This is a genomic window from Streptomyces formicae, from assembly GCF_002556545.1.
Lineage (GTDB): Bacteria > Actinomycetota > Actinomycetes > Streptomycetales > Streptomycetaceae > Streptomyces > Streptomyces formicae_A.
Genome location: NZ_CP022685.1, coordinates 4,358,903 through 4,378,948, shown reverse-complemented (window position 1 = coordinate 4,378,948; position 20,046 = coordinate 4,358,903). Strand labels below are relative to the sequence as shown.

Annotated in this window: 19 protein-coding genes and 1 riboswitch; of the genes, 8 read left to right on the top strand and 11 right to left on the bottom strand. The window is 70.5% G+C overall.

All coding sequences use genetic code 11. The annotated features are described in order from the left end of the window. The first annotated feature begins 10 nt into the window (after positions 1-10). Together KY5_RS18570 and otsB are read left to right on the top strand one after the other, a co-directional pair. Positions 11-277: a DUF3263 domain-containing protein gene (locus KY5_RS18570; RefSeq protein ID WP_098247336.1), complete on the top strand. Its 267-nt coding sequence runs from the start codon at positions 11-13 to the stop codon at positions 275-277. 19 nt (positions 278-296) lie between these two features. Next, a complete protein-coding gene (gene otsB / locus KY5_RS18565) occupies positions 297-1,160 on the top strand; it encodes a trehalose-phosphatase (RefSeq protein ID WP_098243315.1) in 864 nt (287 codons plus the stop codon). Here otsB and KY5_RS18560 read toward each other — a convergent pair. The 4 genes from KY5_RS18560 to KY5_RS18545 form a co-directional block, all read right to left on the bottom strand. Continuing rightward, on the bottom strand, positions 1,148-2,629 hold the full coding sequence (locus KY5_RS18560) for a right-handed parallel beta-helix repeat-containing protein (protein ID WP_098243314.1): 1,482 nt from the start codon (positions 2,627-2,629) through the stop codon (positions 1,148-1,150). The genes otsB and KY5_RS18560 overlap by 13 nt on opposite strands. Before the next feature lie 174 nt (positions 2,630-2,803). Continuing rightward, the gene (locus KY5_RS18555) at positions 2,804-4,195 is read right to left on the bottom strand and encodes an alpha,alpha-trehalose-phosphate synthase (UDP-forming) (protein WP_098243313.1); all 1,392 of its coding nucleotides are present in this window, start codon (positions 4,193-4,195) and stop codon (positions 2,804-2,806) included. Positions 4,196-4,293: 98 nt separating this feature from the next. After that, positions 4,294-6,405 carry a DUF11 domain-containing protein gene (locus KY5_RS18550; RefSeq protein WP_098243312.1) on the bottom strand — a complete coding sequence of 704 codons (2,112 nt, stop codon included), beginning with the start codon at positions 6,403-6,405 and terminating at the stop codon, positions 4,294-4,296. Between the two features lie 38 nt (positions 6,406-6,443). Then, complete coding sequence (locus KY5_RS18545) at positions 6,444-7,388, bottom strand: glucosyl-3-phosphoglycerate synthase (protein ID WP_098247335.1); 945 nt, start codon at positions 7,386-7,388, stop codon at positions 6,444-6,446. Positions 7,389-7,542: 154 nt separating this feature from the next. After that, positions 7,543-7,677, top strand: a riboswitch (SAM riboswitch). Here KY5_RS18545 and thrC point away from each other — a divergent pair. The 6 genes from thrC to KY5_RS18515 all read left to right on the top strand — a co-directional run bounded on the left by thrC (position 7,671) and on the right by KY5_RS18515 (position 13,948). Further along, complete coding sequence (thrC, locus tag KY5_RS18540) at positions 7,671-8,990, top strand: threonine synthase (RefSeq protein ID WP_098243311.1); 1,320 nt, start codon at positions 7,671-7,673, stop codon at positions 8,988-8,990. It overlaps the preceding riboswitch by 7 nt. A 98-nt stretch (positions 8,991-9,088) precedes the next feature. Continuing rightward, positions 9,089-9,364, top strand: coding sequence for a ubiquitin-like small modifier protein 1 (locus KY5_RS18535; protein WP_087884675.1), 276 nt, complete (start codon positions 9,089-9,091; stop codon positions 9,362-9,364). A gap of 427 nt (positions 9,365-9,791) precedes the next feature. Continuing rightward, on the top strand, positions 9,792-9,995 hold the full coding sequence (locus KY5_RS18530) for a cold-shock protein (RefSeq protein ID WP_005315736.1): 204 nt from the start codon (positions 9,792-9,794) through the stop codon (positions 9,993-9,995). Between the two features lie 315 nt (positions 9,996-10,310). Beyond that, the gene (gene groL, locus KY5_RS18525; protein ID WP_098243310.1) at positions 10,311-11,936 is read left to right on the top strand and encodes a chaperonin GroEL; all 1,626 of its coding nucleotides are present in this window, start codon (positions 10,311-10,313) and stop codon (positions 11,934-11,936) included. Positions 11,937-12,111: 175 nt separating this feature from the next. Further along, complete coding sequence (locus KY5_RS18520; RefSeq protein ID WP_098243309.1) at positions 12,112-13,575, top strand: alanine/glycine:cation symporter family protein; 1,464 nt, start codon at positions 12,112-12,114, stop codon at positions 13,573-13,575. A gap of 106 nt (positions 13,576-13,681) precedes the next feature. After that, entirely contained in the window at positions 13,682-13,948 is a 267-nt protein-coding gene (locus KY5_RS18515; RefSeq protein WP_098243308.1) for a hypothetical protein, read from the top strand. Between the two features lie 9 nt (positions 13,949-13,957). On the opposite strand, the gene KY5_RS18510 is transcribed toward KY5_RS18515, so the two are convergent. The 7 genes from KY5_RS18510 to KY5_RS18480 all read right to left on the bottom strand — a co-directional run bounded on the left by KY5_RS18510 (position 13,958) and on the right by KY5_RS18480 (position 19,960). Next, complete coding sequence (locus KY5_RS18510; protein ID WP_098243307.1) at positions 13,958-15,199, bottom strand: esterase/lipase family protein; 1,242 nt, start codon at positions 15,197-15,199, stop codon at positions 13,958-13,960. A gap of 311 nt (positions 15,200-15,510) precedes the next feature. Further along, positions 15,511-17,370 (bottom strand): serine/threonine-protein kinase, encoded by a 1,860-nt coding sequence (locus KY5_RS18505; RefSeq protein ID WP_098243306.1) that lies wholly within the window; start codon positions 17,368-17,370, stop codon positions 15,511-15,513. 71 nt (positions 17,371-17,441) lie between these two features. After that, on the bottom strand, positions 17,442-17,702 hold the full coding sequence (locus tag KY5_RS18500) for a Txe/YoeB family addiction module toxin (protein WP_098243305.1): 261 nt from the start codon (positions 17,700-17,702) through the stop codon (positions 17,442-17,444). Next, a complete protein-coding gene (locus KY5_RS18495) occupies positions 17,699-17,950 on the bottom strand; it encodes a type II toxin-antitoxin system Phd/YefM family antitoxin (protein ID WP_098243304.1) in 252 nt (83 codons plus the stop codon). Before KY5_RS18495 ends, KY5_RS18500 begins: the two co-directional genes overlap by 4 nt. 54 nt (positions 17,951-18,004) lie before the next feature. Next, positions 18,005-18,805 carry a hypothetical protein gene (locus KY5_RS18490; RefSeq protein WP_098243303.1) on the bottom strand — a complete coding sequence of 267 codons (801 nt, stop codon included), beginning with the start codon at positions 18,803-18,805 and terminating at the stop codon, positions 18,005-18,007. A 445-nt stretch (positions 18,806-19,250) separates the two neighbouring features. Beyond that, positions 19,251-19,586: a helix-turn-helix domain-containing protein gene (locus KY5_RS18485; RefSeq protein WP_098243302.1), complete on the bottom strand. Its 336-nt coding sequence runs from the start codon at positions 19,584-19,586 to the stop codon at positions 19,251-19,253. After that, a complete protein-coding gene (locus KY5_RS18480; RefSeq protein WP_098243301.1) occupies positions 19,583-19,960 on the bottom strand; it encodes a type II toxin-antitoxin system RelE/ParE family toxin in 378 nt (125 codons plus the stop codon). The genes KY5_RS18485 and KY5_RS18480 overlap by 4 nt, the downstream gene beginning before the upstream one ends. Between the last annotated feature and the right edge of the window lie 86 nt (positions 19,961-20,046).

Sequence of the window (20,046 nt, the reverse complement as noted above, 5' to 3'; positions counted from 1 at the left end):
CGTGTCGGGCATGACGGACCCGGAGAAGGAGCAGGAACGGCACGCCGCGCCGACGGAACTCTCCGCGCGCGACCGCGCCGTCCTCGCCCTCGAACGGCGCTCCTGGAGCGGACCCGGCGCCAAGGAGCGCGCCATCCGCGAGGAGCTCGGCATGGTGCCCGTGCGCTACTACCAGCTCCTGAACGCCCTCCTGGACGACGCCCGCGCGCTCGCCCATGACCCGATTACGGTCAATCGGCTGCGCCGGGTGCGGGAGTCACGGCGCGCGGAGCGCTGACGCCGTTAGGGTCGGGCCCATGGGTGACCCTACGTACTCCCCGCAGGACCCCGCTGAGCTGCCCGAGCCCGTGACGCCCGCAGGGCGCGACGGGCTCGCCGCGCTGCTCGCGCGTCCCGAACGGGCCGTCGTGGCCCTGGACTTCGACGGCACGCTCGCCCCGATCGTGCCCGACCCCGAGCAGGCCCGCGCCCACCGGGACGCCGTGCCCGCGCTCGCCGCCCTCGCCCCGCGCGTGCGCTCCGTCGCCGTGGTCACCGGGCGCCCCGCGGGCGTCGCCGTCCGCTACGGCGGCTTCGCGGGCGTGCCGGGCCTCGAACACCTCGTCGTGCTCGGGCACTACGGCGCCGAGCGCTGGGACGCCGTCACCGGCACGGTGCACGCCGCGGAACCGCACCCCGGCGTCGCGGCCGTCCGCGCGGAACTGCCCGGCTTCCTCGACGCGATCGGCGCCTGGCGCGGCACGTGGATCGAGGAGAAGGGCCGCGCGGTGGCCGTCCACACGCGCCGCGCGCGGGACCCGGAGGCCGCCTTCGAAGCGCTGCGCGAGCCGCTCGCCGATCTTGCGAACCGGCACGGCCTGATCGTCGAACCCGGCCGCCTCGTCCTGGAGCTGAGGCCCCCCGGCACGGACAAGGGCGTGGCCCTCGCCGAGTACCTGCGCGAGGTCGGCGCCGAATCCGTCCTCTACGCGGGCGACGACCTCGGCGACCTGCCCGCCTTCGGCGCCGTCGAGAAGCTCCGCTCCGACGGCATCGCGGGCCTGCTCGTGTGCAGCGGCAGCGCGGAGGTCGAGGAACTCGCCGGGCGGGCCGACCTGGTGGTGGAAGGCCCGCCCGGCGTGGTGCGGCTGCTGGCGGCGATCTCCGCTCAACTCGACTGATCGGCGCCGATGTTGGGCGGGTCGGGGATCGGGTTCCCGAAGTAGTCGCGGGTGGTCCCGTCGGCGACCGGGGTCCCCGCGCCCCGCGCCGGTGACCCGCTCTTCAGGCGTACGTCCCCGGGGGTGCGCGGCGCCCCCGAGACGAAGCGCGGATCGGCGTTGACCGCCCGCGGGTCGCGGGGCTGCGCGGTGTTCCAGTACAGGTTGCCCCGGTAGGTGCTGACCGTGTCCTTGATGGGCGAGCCCGCACCGGGCGCGCCCACGAAGACGTTGTCGCTGAAGGTGACGCCGGTCGGCCCGTTGCTGGAGACCAGCGCGGTGTCGGAGCGGTCGGTGACGACCGTGTTCCGGTAGATCCGGGTGTCGGTGGCCGCCCCGCACACCACCGAGATCACGGCGTACGGGGACGTCGTGTTGCGGTCGTTGACGCTGATGTTGTCGTGGATCCTGTTGCCGTCGCTGACCTTGCCCTCGCCGTTGCAGACGAGCAGGAAGCCGCCCTCGTTGTCGTGGCTGTAGTTGTAGCGGTAGGTGTTGCGGACGTTGCCGCCGTCGATGTCGTACGCCATCGAGTCCCGCGTCCCGTGCCCGCCGGTCACCTCGTTGTACTGGTAGAGCGCGTCCTCGGACTCCCAGGCCCAGACGCCCGCGTTGTATCCGGCCGAGCGCGTGTTGAAGCCGTCGACGTAGTTGCGCTCGACGCGGGCCCTGCTCGTCTCGTGGACGACGATGCCGTCGCCGCCGACGTCGTACGCCTTGTTGCGCTCGAACCGCACGCCGGTGGAGAAGCGGCCAGGACCGTCCCACGTCGACATGATGCCGATGCCCGTGCGGTCGACGTGGCGCACGGTGGAGTCCGTCACGCGCACCCCGGCGAACCGGGTGGGCTCCGCCGAGCCCTGGACGACGAAGAGGATGCCGCCCGAGGGGTCGGGGTCCTTGAAGTCGGCGCCGTTCACGTCGCGCACGTCCACCCCGTCGACGACGAAGTGGTCGGCCGTGCCGTAGTCCGTGAGCTGGACGTACAGGCCCGCGCGGCGCTCGGTGGTGGTGGCCGGGCCGGTGTTGGAGAGCGCCAGGTTCCGGATCTCCCACTGCTCGGTGTTCACCAAGTGCAGGGCGGCGCGGGCCCCTTGACCCTCGATGTGCGGCTTGGCCGCCCGCTTGTCGCCGTACGCGTCGATGCGCACGGGGGCGCCGGCCGCACCCGCACCTTTGGGAGCCAGCACCCCCGTGCAGCTTGTGCCCCGCTTGAGCAGGAGCCGGTCGCCGGGCCGGTAGGCGCGCTCACTCGCCCTGGCCACGGAGCGCCAGGCCGCTTTCGCGGAGGTGCCGGACGCGGCGTCTTCGCCGCGCGCGCAGTCGACGTAGTACGTGGTGCCTGCGGCCGCGGCCGCGGGTGGGATGAGTCCTGCCGTGGCCGCGGCGAGGGCGGTGAGGAGCACGATGCTCGTGCGGCGCGAGGTCATGAGGGGACCGTAGCCACGCGGGATTCGGCGGCCTATGGACAAACGCGGGGCGCGCTTGGACTCCCGGTGGCTGCCTTTGTGCGGGCTCGCTCCGCGTCCGTCTTTTCGCCGCTCCGCGGCGGGGTTCCCACCCGCCCGCCCGTTACTCCGCGCCGAGCCCTCGGTGCCGGGTCCTCACAGTGCTTCCAGCTGGTCCAGGAACCACCGCGCGGGCGGCAGCGCCGTCGCCGCCGCCGCGAGGCGCTTCGTGCGTTCCGCGCGCTCGTCGGCGGGCATCGACAGGCCCGCGTGCAGCGCCTCGGCCGTCGCCGAGATGTCGTACGGGTTCACGCAGAGCGCGTCCTCGCCCAGTTCCTCGTACGCCCCCGCCTCCCTGGACAGGACGAGCGCGCAGCCCTCGTCGGAGACCACGGGGACCTCCTTGGCGACGAGGTTCATGCCGTCGCGGATGGGGTTGACCAGGGCCACGTCCGCGAGTCGGTAGGCCGCGAGGGAGCGCGCGAAGTCGTCCTTGACGTGCAGGACCACCGGGGTCCAACTGTCGGTCCCGTACGCGGAGTTGATGTCCGAGGCGACCCGGGAGACCTCCGCCGTGTAGTCGCGGTAGACCGCCAGGTCCTGCCGTGAGGGGTAGGCGAAGGCGACGTGCACGACCCGCTCGCGCCACTCGGGGCGGGTGTCGAGCAGCTCCCGGTAGGCGAGCAGGCCCCGCACGATGTTCTTGGACAGTTCGGTCCTGTCGACGCGGACGATCACCTTCCGGTCGGCGCCCACCTGTTCCCGCAGCGCGGCGAGCCGCTCGTCGACGTCCTCGCGGCGCGCGCGCTCGCGCAGGAAGTCCGCGTCGGCGCCGAGCCCGTGCACCCCGATCCTGGTGCCCGAGGTGCCGCCGACCACGCGCACGCAGCACTCCGTGAACGCGTCGGCCCACCGCCCGGTGAGGAAGCCGAGCCGGTCGGCGCCGAGCATGCCCCGCAGGAGCTGCTCGGCCACGTCGTCCGGCAGCATCCGGAAGTAGTCGGCGGGCGCCCACGGGGTGTGCGAGAAGTGGCCGATCCGCAGGTCCTCGCGGAGCTCGCGGAGCATGCCGGGCACGAGCGACAGGTGGTAGTCCTGGACCAGGACCGCGGCCCCGGGGCCCGCCTCCGCGGCCAGTGCCTCGGCGAAGGCGCGGTTGTAGGTCTCGTACGCCGCCCACTGCCTGCGGAACTCCGGCCCGAAGACCGGTTCGAGCGGCGTCTGGTAGAGCAGGTGGTGGACGAACCAGAGGACGGAGTTGGCGATGCCGTTGTAGGCGTCCGCGTGCACGTCCGCGTCGATGTCCAGCATCCGTACGCCAGGTTCGCCCACCCCGCGCCGCACGGCTTCCCTGTCCCCTTCGCCGAGCGCCGAACAGACCCACAGGGAGTCCTCCCGGTCGCCGATGGCGCTGAGCCCGGAGACCAGGCCGCCGCCGCCTCGGCGGGCGGTCAGTTCACCGTCCTCGCCCACCGCGTACGAGACGGGGCCGCGGTTGGACGCGACGAGTACCTGCGCTGCTGATGCCGATCGGGACGCGGAGACCATGTGGCAGAACGTAGCCCGTGCCGCGAACGCTCAAACGTACGGGGGCCGGACTCCCGGTGCGGGGAGCCCGGCCCCCGAGGGGCACGTCCGGTGCCGGATCAGTCGCGCCGCCGCTGGACCGCGGCGAGCGCGAGCACGCCGAGCCCGCACAGTGCGGCCGCGACACCGCCGTAGAGCATGGCCGACGAGTCACTGCCGGTCTCCGCGAGCTGCCCGCCCGGGTGTCCCGCCGCGGCACCCGGCTGCCGCGGCTCCTGCGGCGCGGGCCTTCCCTGCACCCGCTGGGCGAGGATCGCCGTGGTGCACGGGTCGTCGCCGCCGCGCGTCGACTTCGCGCAGTTGCTGCCGGGCGCGGTCACCGTGATGACGGTGACCTGTCCCGGCGTGCAGGACACCTTCACCTTCTGGGCGATGGTGACCTTGCCCTTGGCGGGGACGTTGCCCCGCCACACGTAGGTGGCGCCCCGCTTGGTGACCGTGCCCGCGCCGGCGACGGGCGCGGTGCCAGGCCGCACGGGCCAGGACGCGGTGGCGCCGATGCGGGGGGTGCGCGAGGCGTTCTTCAGGGTGATGGTGTTGGTGGTCGAGCCGCACGCGGGGACGACGCGCCGGGCGGGGGAGCTGCCCACGGTGATGGGCGGCTCGGGGTAGTCGATGACCGGCTCGGAGGCGCAGTTCGGGTCGGTGCTGCCCTGGTCGCAGTTGGAGCGCGGCGTCTGGACGTCGACGTTGTTCAGCAGCTTGCCGTCACCGCTCACCGGGTCGTGGACGGTGACCGAGTAGGTGACCGTCGCGGTCTGCCCCGGTGCGATGTCCCCGACGTAGCCGAGCTTCGGCTTCTTGTACGAGACCTTGCCGATGGACGCCTTCGCGTCGCCGTTGTACGTCGCGTCGTCGAGGTTGCCCGACAGGTCGTCGCTGAACCTGGCGCCCGGGTAGGGCAGCTTGCTGATGTTCTTCGCCTTGACCGTGTAGGTCAGCCTGCCGCCCGGCTCGACCTTGGCGGGCGAGGCGGTCTTGGTGACCTCCAGGTCGGGCACCGGCACGGAGAGGGCCAGCTGCGAGGGGACGTACACGTCACCGGTGCTGGTGAACGTCAGCTTCGCCGAGGTGGCGCCGACGGGGATCGCGCGGTCGGGCACCTCGAACGCCTTGGCGTCGATGCTCAGGTTGTTGCGGTGCTTGGGGTTGACCGAGCCGTCGTCCTCACTGATGAAGAAGTTGTCGGTCCTGCCGGTGTGCGCGTCGGCGGCGGGCTGCCCGTCGACCAGGAACTGGTCGCCCTTGGTGTTCCAGTCGCCCTCGTACGCCGTGACGCTGGCGTGGATGTCGCCCTCGGTGCGGTAGAAGCCGTCGACCGGGATCGTGGTGGAGGAGCCCGCGGCGGCCCGCGTCCTGGTCGAGCGCTGGATGACGTGGCCGCCCCAGAGGTAGACGTTGCGGCGGTCGGGCGCGTACTGCTCGTTGGGTCCGTCGTACTTGTAGACGACGGTCAGCGACCAGCCGCCGACGCAGCCCTGCCCGGTCGGCGCCCAGACGTTGCCGACGGCCACCTCGACGGGGCTGCCGGTGGTGGCGCCCTGGAAGGCGTCGGTGACGTCGGCCTCGGCGGTGTAGTAGTGCGGGCCCTGGGTGGCGTTCGGGGTGCGGACCGCGTTCTGGACCTTCACCGTGTTCTCCGCGCCGCCGTCGACCCGGATGACCGGGGCCGTGGTGAGCGGGTCGCCGGGAGCCGGGTCGACGGGCTTGTTGCCCTCGCGGTTGAGGTCGCAGATGTCGCGCACGGTGCGGCCGAAGCGGTGGGTGCCCGCGTTGCCGCCCCAGAACAGCCGCGCGTAGTCGACCGTCGCGCCCGGCGGGACGGTGACCCGGCCGGTGCTGGAGTCGAAGGTGTCGGTGAGCCCCGCGGTATTGATGCGGTGCTCGATGAAGTTGTTGTTGTTCTTGGTGCCCTTGGCCTGCTGGGTCTCCTTGCAGGCGGCGGCCACGTCGGCCGGTCGCGTCGGGCAGTCCAGGACGGTGTTGCCGATGGTCTTGAAGTCGCCGTACAGCGATTCGTCGTAGCGCTTGGCGAAAGGCTCGACGACCTCGGCGGCGGCGGGGGTCGCGGTCGCGGTGAGCACCCCGGCGGCGACGGTGGCGGCGGCGAGCGTCAGCGCGCCCGCCCGCCGGATGGCTTTCCCTGCATGTCTGACATGTCTGACCCACATAAATGGGCAATGTAGGCAAAACGCATGATCGGCTGTGGTTACGCCACGCGACGATGTGCATACTCGGCGATATCGGACATAGGGGGGCGCTCCTCGGTGTCCACCGGATACGTCCTCGGCTCGAAACCGTGCTCGCCCCTGACGAACTGCGTCAGCTCGGGCCGGACGAGATGGCCGCGCGCGAGCCGCAGCTGCGCGGTCCGGTAGATGGCCGCGGCCATCCGGCCGAGCGCCTGCCCGTCCTGGTGCCGGTGCTTGCGCACCCCGACGTCGACCTGCGCGAGGGCGTCCAGGCCCACCGTGTGCAGCGCGTCGACGAGCAGGCCCAGCTCCACGCCGTACCCGACGGGGAACGGCAGCCGCTCCAGGAGGGACCTGCGGGCCGCGTACTCGCCGCCCAACGGCTGTACGAAACCGGCCAGTTGGGGCCAGTGCATGTTCAGGAGCGGCCGTGCCATCAGCTCGGTCACCCGGCCGCCCTGCCCCGCTGCCGAGCCCAGCGGACGGTCGTACATCGCCTTCACGAAGTGCACGTCGGGATCGGTCAGGAGCGGGCCCACGATCCCCGAGACGAAGTCCGCGGAGAACTCCCGCAGATCCGCGTCGACGAACGCCACGACGTCGCCCCGCGTCGCCAGGAGCGAGCGCCAGAGCACCTCGCCCTTGCCCGGCACGGCCGGGAGACGCGGCAGGATCTCGTCCCTGTGCACGACCCGGGCGCCCGCCTTCCGCGCGACCTCCGCCGTACGGTCGCCGGAGCCGGAGTCGATCACCACGAGCTCGTCGACGAGCGGCGTGCGTGCCATCAGCTCCCGCCGGATCACCTCGACGATCCCGCCGACCGTCGCCTCCTCGTCGAGTGCGGGAAGGACGACGCTCACCGAGGTGCCCGAGGCGCGTTTGGCGGCGACCAGACGCTCCGGCGAACGGTCGGCGACGGACCAGGAACGCCTGCTCAGCCAGCGCTCGACTTCTTCCAGCACGGTCGGCGGCTCCTCACTGTGATCCATCTCGCGGTACGGACGACTATCTCAAGGGTCCGGGGCTTCGGTTACAGTCTTGAACAACGCCGGTGACCATCGCATGTCGGGGTCACCGCCCCGTTGAGATCGACAACTGAAACCCATAATCGAATACCGCTCATCCAGAGGGGCAGAGGGATACGGCCCGTTGAAGCCCCGGCAACCATCCCGCCGACCGCGCACGCGAGGTCTCGGTGGGGAAGGTGCCAATTCCGTCTCGCGGCGAGATGCGTCGCGAGGAAGATGAGGAGAAAGGGCCTCGCCTCCATGGCTGTGCAGACCGTCGCCACCGAAAGCACCACCGCTCCCGTAGACCTCGGCCCCGCATCGGGCCTTGCGTGCCGGGAGTGCGGCACCAAGTTCCCGCTCGGACCGATCTTCGCCTGCGCCGAGTGTTTCGGCCCCCTCGAAGTCGCCTACGACCTGCCGCTCGGTGACCCCGAAGCCCTCCGCGCCCGCATCGAGGCGGGCCCCGCCAACATCTGGCGCTACGCCCCGCTCCTTCCCGTCCCCGCCGACGTGGCCGACAAGCCGAACCTCAACCCCGGCTGGACCAAGCTCGTCAAGGCCGACAACCTCGCCGCCGAACTCGGCGTCGAACAGGGCAAGTTGTTCGTCAAGGACGACTCGGGCAACCCGACCCACTCCTTCAAGGACCGGGTCGTCGCGCAGGCGCTCGAAGCGGCGCGCGCCTTCGGCTTCACCACCCTGTCGTGCTCCTCCACCGGCAACCTCGCGGGCGCCGTCGGCGCCGCCGCCGCCCGCGCCGGTTTCCGCTCCTGCGTGTTCATCCCGCACGACCTGGAGCAGGGCAAGGTCGTCATGGCCGCGGTCTACGGCGGCGAGCTCGTCGGCATCGAGGGCAACTACGACGACGTGAACCGCTTCTGCTCCGAGCTCATCGGCGACCCGCTCGGCGAGGGCTGGGGCTTCGTCAACGTCAACCTGCGGCCGTACTACGGAGAGGGCTCCAAGACCCTCGCGTACGAGATCTGCGAGCAGCTCGGCTGGGTCCTGCCCGACCAGCTGGTCATCCCGATCGCCTCGGGATCGCAGCTCACGAAGATCGACAAGGGTCTGAAGGAGCTCATCGCGCTCGGCCTCGTCGCGGACAAGCCCTACAAGATCTTCGGCGCGCAGGCGGAGGGGTGTTCGCCGGTCTCCGCGGCGTTCAAGGCGGGCCACGACGTCGTACGGCCCCAGAAGCCGAACACCATCGCCAAGTCCCTCGCCATCGGCAACCCGGCGGACGGGCCCTACGTGCTCGACATCGCCCGGCGCACGGGCGGGGCCGTGGAGGACGTGAACGACGAGCAGGTCGTCGAGGCGATCGAGCTGCTCGCTCGGAGCGAGGGGATCTTCGCGGAGACCGCCGGGGGCGTGACGGTCGGTGTCACCAAGAAGCTGGTCGAGGCGGGGCTCATCGATCCCTCGCTGACCACGGTGGTGCTCAACACCGGCGACGGGCTCAAGACTCTCGACGCGGTTGCCGACAGGTCTCAGGCGACCGCGACGATCAAGCCCAGCCTCGAGGCGTTCCGCTCCGCGGGGCTTGCCGACTAGTCGCCGCAGGGCCTGATCTCCGCTGCCGACCGCGGGTCGCGGTCCGTCCTCGCGCAGTTCCCCGCGCCCCTTACGGGGCCTACCTCTGAGGTGAATCCATGAGCGTCAACGTCCGTATCCCCACCATTCTCCGTACCTACACCGGCGGCAAGGCCGAGGTCGCCGCCGAGGGGGCGACCCTGGGCGAGGTCATCGCCGATCTGGAGAAGAACCACACCGGCATCGCCGCGCGCGTCCTGGACGATCAGGGCAAGCTGCGCCGCTTCGTGAATGTCTATGTGAACGACGACGACGTCCGTTTTGAGCAGGGTCTGCAGACGGCCACTCCGGACGGTGCCGGTGTCTCGATCATTCCGGCGGTCGCCGGAGGCTGAGCTTCCGCAGGCAAGAGCACGCAGCGTGATCCGAATTGCCCCCTCCGCGAGAGAAACGGAGGGGGCAATTCTGCATGGTTGAGCGCGGTACAGTTGGGAACAGTGCTTCGCCGTTAGTGCCGAGCGCATATACGAAGTCGGCCCGGAGCCGACAAGAAGTAGCCAAAGCGCGCTGTCCATTTGGGCCCTTTGTGGCATTTGCCCGGCCCGACTTGCCCTGAACTCCGGCAAATTCTCCACATATTTCCGATCGTGCGTGCCCAGAATTCTCGTCCGATTGACCTGTTGCAGACGGCAGTTGGACAGATACATTCAGCGGCGGTCGACGCGTTCCGGCGCACACCCCCATCTCCAATGGGTGGTGGAGGTCTGACCCGGGTCCGCGAAGTGCGGTCCTGTGCAAGGGCCAGTAATAGGGGAGTTAGGCATGGCTCAGGGCACCGTCAAGTGGTTCAACGCGGAGAAGGGGTACGGCTTCATCGCGGTCGACGGTGGTGCGGATGTTTTCGTCCACTACAGCGCGATCCAGATGGACGGGTACCGCACCCTTGAAGAAGGTCAGCGAGTCGAATTCGAGATCTCGCAGGGCCAGAAGGGTCCGCAGGCGGACATGGTCAAACTCGCCGTCTAGCTCGGCGCGACCGACCACCGAAGCAAGCACCGCGAGGGGCCCGTATCCCGGCAGGGATACGGGCCCCTCGTGTGTGCCGCGGGGGCCCGGGGGTCCCTCGTACGTCCGGATCTCACGGGAGCACCTTGCACTCGCAGGGGTCGAGTGCTAATCATTGGGCTTAGCACTCTCCGCGTGAGAGTGACAGAACTTGGATCGGGTCGGTGAGGCCCGCAGGCCGGGTGGGGCAAGGAACCACAAGGGCTGCAGGCCGTCCGTCGCGGGCGCCAGCACGATCCGTTTGCGTTTCCACCCCGTCCGGGAGGACCACTTCACATGGCCAAGATCATCGCGTTCGACGAGGAGGCACGGCGCGGCCTCGAGCGCGGCATGAACCAGCTCGCCGACGCCGTCAAGGTGACCCTGGGCCCCAAGGGTCGCAACGTCGTCCTCGAGAAGAAGTGGGGCGCCCCCACGATCACCAACGATGGTGTCTCCATCGCCAAGGAGATCGAGCTCGAGGACCCGTACGAGAAGATCGGCGCCGAGCTGGTCAAGGAGGTCGCGAAGAAGACGGACGACGTCGCCGGTGACGGCACGACGACCGCGACCGTCCTGGCCCAGGCGCTGGTCCGCGAGGGCCTTCGCAACGTGGCCGCCGGTGCCAACCCGATGGCCCTCAAGCGCGGCATCGAGAAGGCCGTCGAGGCCGTCTCCGGCGCCCTGCTCGAGCAGGCCAAGGACGTGGAGACCAAGGAGCAGATCGCTTCGACGGCCTCCATCTCCGCCGCCGACACCCAGATCGGCGAGCTCATCGCCGAGGCGATGGACAAGGTCGGCAAGGAAGGCGTCATCACCGTCGAGGAGTCGCAGACCTTCGGTCTCGAGCTTGAGCTCACCGAGGGCATGCGCTTCGACAAGGGCTACATCTCGGCGTACTTCGCCACCGACATGGAGCGTATGGAGGCGTCGCTCGACGACCCGTACATCCTGATCGTCAACTCGAAGATCTCGAACGTGAAGGACCTCCTTCCGCTCCTCGAGAAGGTCATGCAGTCCGGCAAGCCGCTGCTGATCATCGCCGAGGACGTCGAGGGCGAGGCCCTGTCGACCCTGGTCGTCAACAAGATCCGTGGCACCTTCAAGTCCGTCGCCGTCAAGGCCCCGGGCTTCGGTGACCGCCGCAAGGCCATGCTCGGCGACATCGCCATCCTCACCGGTGGCACCGTCATCTCCGAGGAGGTCGGCCTCAAGCTGGAGAACGCCGGTCTCGACCTGCTCGGCCGCGCCCGCAAGGTCGTCATCACCAAGGACGAGACGACCATCGTCGACGGCTCCGGTGACAGCGACCAGGTCCAGGGCCGCGTCAACCAGATCCGCGCCGAGATCGAGAACTCGGACTCGGACTACGACCGCGAGAAGCTCCAGGAGCGCCTGGCCAAGCTCGCCGGTGGCGTCGCCGTCATCAAGGCGGGCGCGGCCACCGAGGTCGAGCTCAAGGAGCGCAAGCACCGCATCGAGGACGCCGTTCGCAACGCGAAGGCCGCCGTCGAAGAGGGCATCGTCGCCGGTGGTGGCGTGGCCCTCATCCAGGCCGCCGCCGTCTTCGAGAAGCTCGAGCTCGAGGGTGACGAGGCCACCGGTGCCGCCGCTGTGAAGCTGGCCCTTGAGGCCCCGCTGAAGCAGATCGCCGTCAACGCCGGCCTCGAGGGTGGCGTCGTCGTCGAGAAGGTGCGCAACCTGACCGTCGGCCACGGCCTGAACGCCGCGTCCGGTGAGTACGTCGACATGATCGCCGAGGGCATCCTCGACCCGGCGAAGGTCACGCGCTCTGCCCTGCAGAACGCCGCCTCCATCGCCGCGCTGTTCCTCACCACCGAGGCCGTCATCGCCGACAAGCCGGAGAAGGCGGGCGCTGCCCCGGCCGGCGGCGGCATGCCGGGCGGTGACATGGACTTCTGATCCCTCGCGGATCGGTCGTCCTGAGCGCTCAGCTCAGCTCGTACGAAGGGGCGGCACTCTCCTCACGGAGGGTGCCGCCCCTTCGGCATGGGTACGGGGGCGTGCCTTTGCTCACCGTTTACCAAGGACTTAAGTCCCTGGCCCGGGTCTTTTGTCCCGGGCGAGACTTTTGCCCGTGAACTCCCTGGACTCCTTCATCCTGCAAGTGAACGACCACTTGTGGACCTACCTCCTGATCCCGCTCGTCGTCGGCGCGGGCATCTGGTTCACCGTGCGGTCCAGGGCCGTGCAGCTGCGGCTGCTCCCCGAGATGTTCCGCGTGGTGCGCGAGAAGACGCCCGAGCGGGCCGACGGCCGCAAGCAGGTGTCCTCGTTCGGCGCCTTCACCATCTCCGCGGCCGCCCGCGTCGGCACCGGCAACATCGCGGGCGTCGCCACCGCCATCACGCTCGGCGGGGCGGGCGCCGTCTTCTGGATGTGGGTGATGGCGATCATCGGCGCCGCGTCCGCGTTCGTCGAGTCGGCCCTCGCACAGCTCTACAAGGTGCGCGGCGCGACCGGCGCCTACCGGGGCGGGCCCGCGTACTACATGCAGCGCGCGCTCGGGAAGCGCTGGCTCGGCGTGCTCTTCGCCGTCACCATCACCGTGACCTTCGGCTTCGTCTTCAACGCCGTGCAGTCCAACACCATCACCTCCGTCGCCACCGGCTCCATGGGCGCGGGCGAGGCGGAGTGGTTCGCGCCGCTGGTGGGCCTGCTGCTCGCCGTGCTGCTCGGCCTCGCCGTCTTCGGCGGCGTACGCAGGATCAGCGCGGTCACCACCGTGCTCGTGCCCGTCATGGCCGTCGTCTACCTGCTGCTCGGCGTGGCCGTCGTGCTCCTCAACGCCGCCGATGTGCCCCGGGTGCTCGCCGACATCGTGGGCGGCGCCTTCGGCGTGCGCGAGCTCGCCGCGGGCGGCATCGGCGCGGCGATCCAGCAGGGCATCAGGCGCGGCATGTTCTCCAACGAGGCGGGCCTCGGCTCCGCACCCAACGCGGGCGCCACCGCCGAGGTCTCGCACCCCGTCAAGCAGGGCCTCGTGCAGTCCCTCGGCGTCTTCTTCGACACGCTCCTCGTCTGCTCGATGACCGCCTTCATCATCCTGACCGCCAACCCGGAGCTGTCCGGGCGCCAGGGCGCCGACCTCACGCAGACCACGATGACGGAGAGCCTGGGCGGCTGGGCCGGGCACGTCCTCACCGCCGTCGTCTTCCTGCTGGCCTTCAGCTCGATGATCGGCAACTACTACTACGGCGAGTCCAACATCCAGTTCATGACGCGCAAGCGCTGGGTGCTGCCCTCCTACCGCGTGCTCGTCCTCGCGACCGTCTTCCTCGGCGCGCTCGGCTCGGTCGGCGTGGTGTGGAACCTCGCGGACGTCTTCATGGGCTTCATGGCGCTGGTCAACCTGCTCGCGATCATCCCGCTCTCCACGATCGCCTTCCGGCTGCTCGACGACTATCTCGCCCAGCGGCGCGCGGGCCTGGACCCGGTCTTCACGCGGGACCGGATGCCGGGGCTGCGTGGCGTGCAGTGCTGGGAGGCGCACGCCTCGGGCGCGGACCGGGTCGCCGCCGGGGCGCGGACCGGGGAATGATCGATTCTTCCTGGCTCACACGGGTGATCGGGCGCTTTTCACCTGGTCAGGGCGGGTGCGGCGCCGGTACGAGTGTCTCAGTAGCCGCTCTCAGTGGGGAGACACCATGTTCATGCGCAACCGCGCGTCCCGATGCGCCGCCGTCGCCGTGCTGGCCGCCGCCGGATTCCTGGCGACGGCCGGCACGTCCGCCGTGGCGGTGACGTCGACGCCGTCCTCTTCTTCGCAGCGCGTGCAGGGCGTGTACGGCCCGTACGCCATCTACGAGTCCTGCTGGGTCGCGGGGAACAACGGCCAGCAGGCCGGGCAGTGGCAGTCGTTCTTCTGCTCGCAGAACGGCACGGACCAGTGGTGGCTGTTCACCACTCCCTAGGCGCCAGGGCTACGGCAACCGGTCCAGGATCCAGGTGCAGAGCTCCTCGGTGACCAGGGTGTGGCCCTCGTTGTGCGAGGCGCACAGGTATTCGTCGAGCTCGCTCTCCTCGGAGTCCGCGAACGGCTCGTAGAGCTTGTCGTGGGTGTCGATGTCGCGCAGGGCGACCGCGCTGACCGAGGGCACGAAGCAGTGCGCGCGTTCGTCGGCCTCGGAGCCGAGGCCGATGAACGCGGGGATCCTGTTCAGCTCGTCGGCCAGGATGCCGAAGCCCTCCAGGGTGCCGCCGGGGGCGCCGTCGACCTCGGGCAGGCCCGAGGTGTGGATCCTCGGCTTGCGCAGGGTCACCACCCGCAGCTGGGCCACGAGCTGCTCGTCGCCCGCGGACTGCGTGTACAGGTGGGTGCCGGTGATGGCGAGGCCCTTGCCGTGGAACGCCTGCTCGCCGGAGCGGACGTGGTTGGCCTCGCCGGTCCGCACGCCGTTGGCGACGCCGATCTTGCGCGGCTCGGAGGGCCAGCCGCCGACCCGCTCCAGCTCGGCGAGGAAGGTCCCGCGCTCCTTGTCCGTCTCCGGGGTGTCGTTCCACTCCGCGATGTGCTGCCACAGGAGCTGGCGGGCCGCGGGGCTGTTCATCTGGTTCGAGAACGCGGAGTTCAGCCGCCGGATGTAGTGGGCGAACGACTGTAGTGCGATGGGGATCCAGGCGCCCCGGTGCGGGCTGTCGTAGGAGAAGTACAGCTTCGTGCCGTGCTCCTCCTCGTCGTGCTCCATCTTGGCGAGCGCGTACCGCGCGACCAGGCCGCCCATGCTGAACCCGCCGACGGTCAGCGCGTGTTGGCCCCTGCGCCGCGCGAGCGCCTCCAGGATCGCGGCGCGCGCGACCCGGGCGTTGTCCAGGATCGAGGCGCTGCGCTCGTCGAAGCCGAGCACGACGACGTCGCGGCCGCGCGCCCGCAGCTCGCTGATGAACGGGTACGGCCCCCGCTCCAGGATCTCCCAGGAGAAGTCCAGCTCGCTCGGCCCGGTGTTGAACCCGTCGGCGAGGATCACGGGCCGGGTCAGCCCCTGCTTCGGGTCGGCGAGGTACACCCAGGCGGTGCCGCCGGGCAGCGTCCACTCGTCGTCGGGCTCGGGCGCGGCCTCGGTGACCTCGCGGGGTCCTGGCGCCAGGGTGACGTGGGCGGCGGACCGCCAGGCGTCGGCGATCTGCTCTTCCGTGGGTTCGCTGGGCTCGTTGTGCTCGGTCATGAAGGGTCCCCTCCGGGTGCGCCGCTCGTGCCGCTTCGATGACGTGCGGTGTCATCTTCGGTACGGGGAGTGGGTGCCGGCAGGCGGTCGCGGCGATCCGCGCGGGGGTGACGGGTCTTTCGGACAGCACGCCTTCGGCCGTCCACGGGTGAGCCGCGAAGCGGAGGACGGGCACGCTGGCCAGGGGGCAGGGGCGGGTGTGACGGGGGATCCGCGGGGCATCGGCGGCGCGTCGGCCATTCCGGGGTGCGGAGCGGTCCGTGGCCGGGCGCCGGAGGGGCGGAAGTATGTCGCGAAGGCGACAGGGGCTCTCAGCGGTCCGTGCGGTTCAGGTACGTCGGCGCCCCCGAGCCCTGTGCCGTTCCCCGCAGCCCCCGCATGCGCAGCTTGTCCGCGCCGACCGACGTGTAGGTGGCCGACTCCCAGCTCTTCTCGCAGGACGCGTCCGATTTCGCGGCGTCCAACGTGACCGGCCCATGGCTGAGTTGCTTGTCCTTGGCGGAGACCAGGGTGGCCGACCACTCGCAGTGCGCGCTGTCGGTGATGATCCAGCGCACGACATCGCCGCCGAACGGGCCCTGCCTGAAGGTGACCTGCCGGTCGTAGGGCACGGTCTTGTCCTTCCAGGTCCCCAGGAACGCCTTCGGTACGGGTGCGTCGCCCGATGTCGCCTTGCTGAGTACGGCCGTGTACGTGCCGTCCTTCGTGGCCCAGTTGAGCTTGCCGTCCGACCGCTTCTCCAGCGTGTGCTCCGGCAGGTCGGCGCAGGTGCCCTGCTCGACCGACTCCCGTGCGAGGCCCTGCCCGAGAGTGAGCTTCTCGGGTCCGGAGCTCTGGGTGGCGGTGCCGGGCGCGACCATGGCGCTGTTCCTGACGCACAGGTTCCGCGCGTTGCTCGTGTAGGTCCGGGCGATCGGCTCGTCGCCCACGCCCTTGGTGATCTCGATCCGCGCGAGCCCGCCGTCCATCCCCTTGATCTCGCCCTCCCACGCCCCGAGGAACGCCTGCGGCACGGAGTTGGGCGTCTCCTTCTCCTCTCCGTTCCCGCCCTCCCACGGGTGGGCCACGGACACGACCACGCCGCTGACGACGAGGGCGACGGCGCCGAGCACGGCGGTCCTGTGGCGTCGCCGGGGCGCGGGCTTCGCGGACGGCGCGGTCGTCGTGGGCGGGGGCCCGAAGCCGGGCGGGGGCGAGGACGGCGGGTCCACGGCGGTCGGGGTCGGCGTGACGGCCGGTCGCGGGACCGGCACGGGAGCCTGCGCCTGCGGATGGTCGAGGTCCAGCAACCGCGCCGCGTGCCGCCCCAGTTGTTCGAGCACCTCACCGGGCAGCCACGGCCCGCCGCCCCGCTCCGTCACCGTCCGCGCGGCCACCTGCTCCGGAGTGGGCCGCGCGGCCGGATCCTTGGCGAGACACTCCCGTACGAGACCGAGAATCCCCTCCGGAACCCCATCGAGGTCGGGCTCCTCCTCGGCGACGCGGAACAGCAGCGCGTGCGCCCCGCTGTCCGCCGTACCGAACGGCTGCCGCCCGGTCGCGACGTACGCGAGGACGGAACCCAGGCAGAACACGTCGGACGCGGGCGTGAGCTTCAGCCCCCGCACCTGCTCGGGCGACATGAACCCCGGCGACCCGACCACCATGCCCGTCCGGGTCCTGAGCCCGTCCCCGGTCACGGTCTCCAGGGCCCGCGCGATCCCGAAGTCGATGACGCGCGGCCCGTCGACGGTGACGAGGACGTTGGACGGCTTGAGGTCGCGGTGGATGAGCCCGGCGCCGTGAATGGCCCCCAGCGCCTGCGCGAGCCGGTTCGCGAGCACGCGGACGGAGTGCTCGGGGAGCGGCCCGTAGTCCCGGGCGACGACGGTGTGCAGATCGGGCCCCGGAACGTACCCGGTGGCGACCCACGGGGTCTGGGCCCCGGTATCCGCGTCCAGCACGGGCGCGGTCCACGTCCCGCCCACGCGCCGCGCCGCATCCACTTCGAGCGCGAACCGGCGCCGGAACTCGGGCAGTTGCGCGAACTCGCCGTGCACCACCTTCACGGCGACGGTCCGCCCGCTCCCGGAGCGGGCGAGATACACGCGCCCCATCCCGCCCTCGCCGAGCAGGCCGAGCAGCCGGTACTCGCCTATGGAGGTGGGGTCTTGGGGCGTGAGGTGATCCATGCGGATGAAGTTAACCGCCGGGGCGGGCGGGAGCTACTGGCTCCCGTGAATCCGGCTTTCGCGGTGGAGAGTCAGCGTTCGTAGTGGTACCGGCACGCCGCGATGCGGACCTCGTCGTCGACGACCTTGTAGATGAGGCGGTGCTCGTCGGTGATGCGGCGCGACCAGTAGCCCTGGAAGCCGTGCTTCAGGGGCTCGGGCTTGCCGATGCCCTCGTTTCCGTTGCGGGCGATGTCCTGGAGGAGTGCGTTGATCCGCTTGAGGACCTTGCGGTCCTGGGCCTGCCACCAGACGTAGTCCTGCCAGGGGGACTCGTCCCAGACGAACTTCACTCGGCGAGCTCCCTGACCGTGCCGCCGCCGTTCTCCAGGCTGTCGATGGACGCCAGCAGACGGCGGGCGTTCTCGGGGCTCCGCAGCAGGTAGGCCGTCTCCTTCAGTGACTCGTACTCGTCGAGCGCCACGATCACGACCGGTTCGCGCCCCGCGCGGGTCACTATCACTTCCTCGCGGTCGTCCACGACGGCGTTGAGCGTCTCGGCGTACTTCGCCCGGGACTCGGTGTAGGTCATCGTGCGCATCACGAGCTCCTCAGGTTATGTACGGTTTCCTGTACGTACAGGAAACCGTACATGTCAGTGGCGCGGCGGACAAGCCGTAGCGGCGCGTACCGCTGTCGCGTGGGCGCGGACCGCGTCGGGCCGCAGGGGCACCCCGCGACCGGGGCCCGGTTCGCCACGGCACGGGCCGCACGTGCCGCCCGGCAGAGCCTCCGCGCGGCCGGGCGCGCCGCACGTCCCGCACTCCAGTACGCGGAGTGCGGCGCGCGGCGTGGGCTCGGGCGGGAGCTTGGACGTCAGGCGGCTGCGTACGAGGGCGGCGGGGCGGTGGATGACGGGCGGGAGTCCTGCGGTGAGGGCGTGCAGGAGCTCCGCCTCCGTCGCGCCCCGCTCGAACCAGCGGGCTGCGTCCGGCGCGAGCGCCGCGCAGTCCGCCTCGGAGAGGGAGAGTGGGGGCGCGGTGCGGCCCAGGGCCGCGAGGAGGATGAAGGCGCGGCTTCGGGTGGGGTGTTGCGGGGGTTCTCGTTGCGCGTCCGGCACGTCGCCCCGCGTGAACGCCGCCCACCACGTGTCGTCGCGCGCCGTCCGCGAGAACCACGTTCGGGTGATCCAGTGGCTGCTTCCCGTTCCGCGCACGTGTTCCCTGCCGCGCCGCAAGTGGCCTGCCACCTGGAGCCTGTTGAGGGCCGTCCGGAGCGCGCACTGACCGTACGGGAGGTGCTTGGCCAGGGTCTTCACGGAGATGTCCGTGCCGTCGGGGAGGCGGTCCAGGTAGGAGGCGATCGCCGCTTCGCGGGGTGGCAGGTGGGTGAAGTCGCCCGCTGCGCGGGGGCGTTGGTCCGGTGCGGAGCGTTTTCCGTATCCGGGATTGGCCATCGGGTGTGGGTCTGCGTGCGCAGGGCGGGGGGCGGTACTAGGCTTGGCGTCAGCCATGGGATCGACTCTCATTCGATCTTGTTGGTCAAACCCCCGCAGGTGTTGGCGCACCAGGCGGGGGTTGTTCGTTATCCGGGGACGTTAGAGCGTCGTCACGCTGCGTGGCAAGTTGAACGCCGAAAGTGGGCGGCTGCGCCAACTCCCAGGGCGGGAGGGCGGGTTGAGGCCCGCCTCCCGTTCCTTGAAAAGAGGGCTCGTGGCTCGGGGCTTGAGCCCCGGGGTGGTCAGTTGGCCTTGAGGTCCGTGATGAACGTGGCCCAGGCGGAGGCTCGGAACACGAGCTTCGGGCCGTGCGGGCTCGTGCGGCTCAGGCCGGTCGGCGGGGGCAGGGAGTGGGACTACCCGCCGGGGTCGGTATCGGGAGGGGCGGTTGCCTTGAGCGGGGTCAGGCTGCCGGGTGTCCGATGAAGGTGACTTCTTCGCGGTCGGTGTCCAGGGCGATGTTCAGGGAGGCGTTCATCGCGGTGGCCACGCGGCGGAGGAGGGGCAGGGTGGGTACCGCGTCCGCGCCTTCGATGCGGGAGATCTTGGCCTGGGTGAGTCCGGCACGCTCGGCGAGCTGTGTCTGGGTCAGGCCGAGTTCGGTGCGGCGGTCGTAGACGGCCTTGGCGAAGGCCATGGCGAGCCGGATCTCGGCACGGTCGGCCTCGGCCTCGGGGGACTCGACGTACCCCTCGACGAGCTTCTTCTCGCGGGCCATCTTCCAGCGGGTGTGGCTCACTTCGCTTCTCCGTCCTTGGCTCGGTCGTAGGTGAGATGGGCCGGTCCGTGCTCGCTCTCGCATACCTTACGGAGCTCCACCGACCGGTCCACGTGGTTCGACTCCCGCATTCGGGTCTTGCGGAACACCGTAAGGAGCACGATGCGGCGCGCCGGTGCGAACCAGTACGTGATCCGCATGTCCTGTCCGTCGAGGGTCGGGCGCAGCTCGTACACGCCGTCGCGGAGCGGGCGGGCGAAGGGCATGGGGGTGCGCGTGCCCATCGAAGCGAGGAGCTCGGCGTACTCCTCGACCTTGCGGTGCTGCCGGGCGGTGAGGAGTTCGAGCCAGGTGCGAACCTCCGGCTCCATATCGATCGTATGCAGGGTCTCCATGCGGCGACCGTAATATGTCGTCTACGACATATTACGGCCTGTGGACTGCGTTCGCTCGATCGGGTGGCGAAGGGGTGCCGACAGGC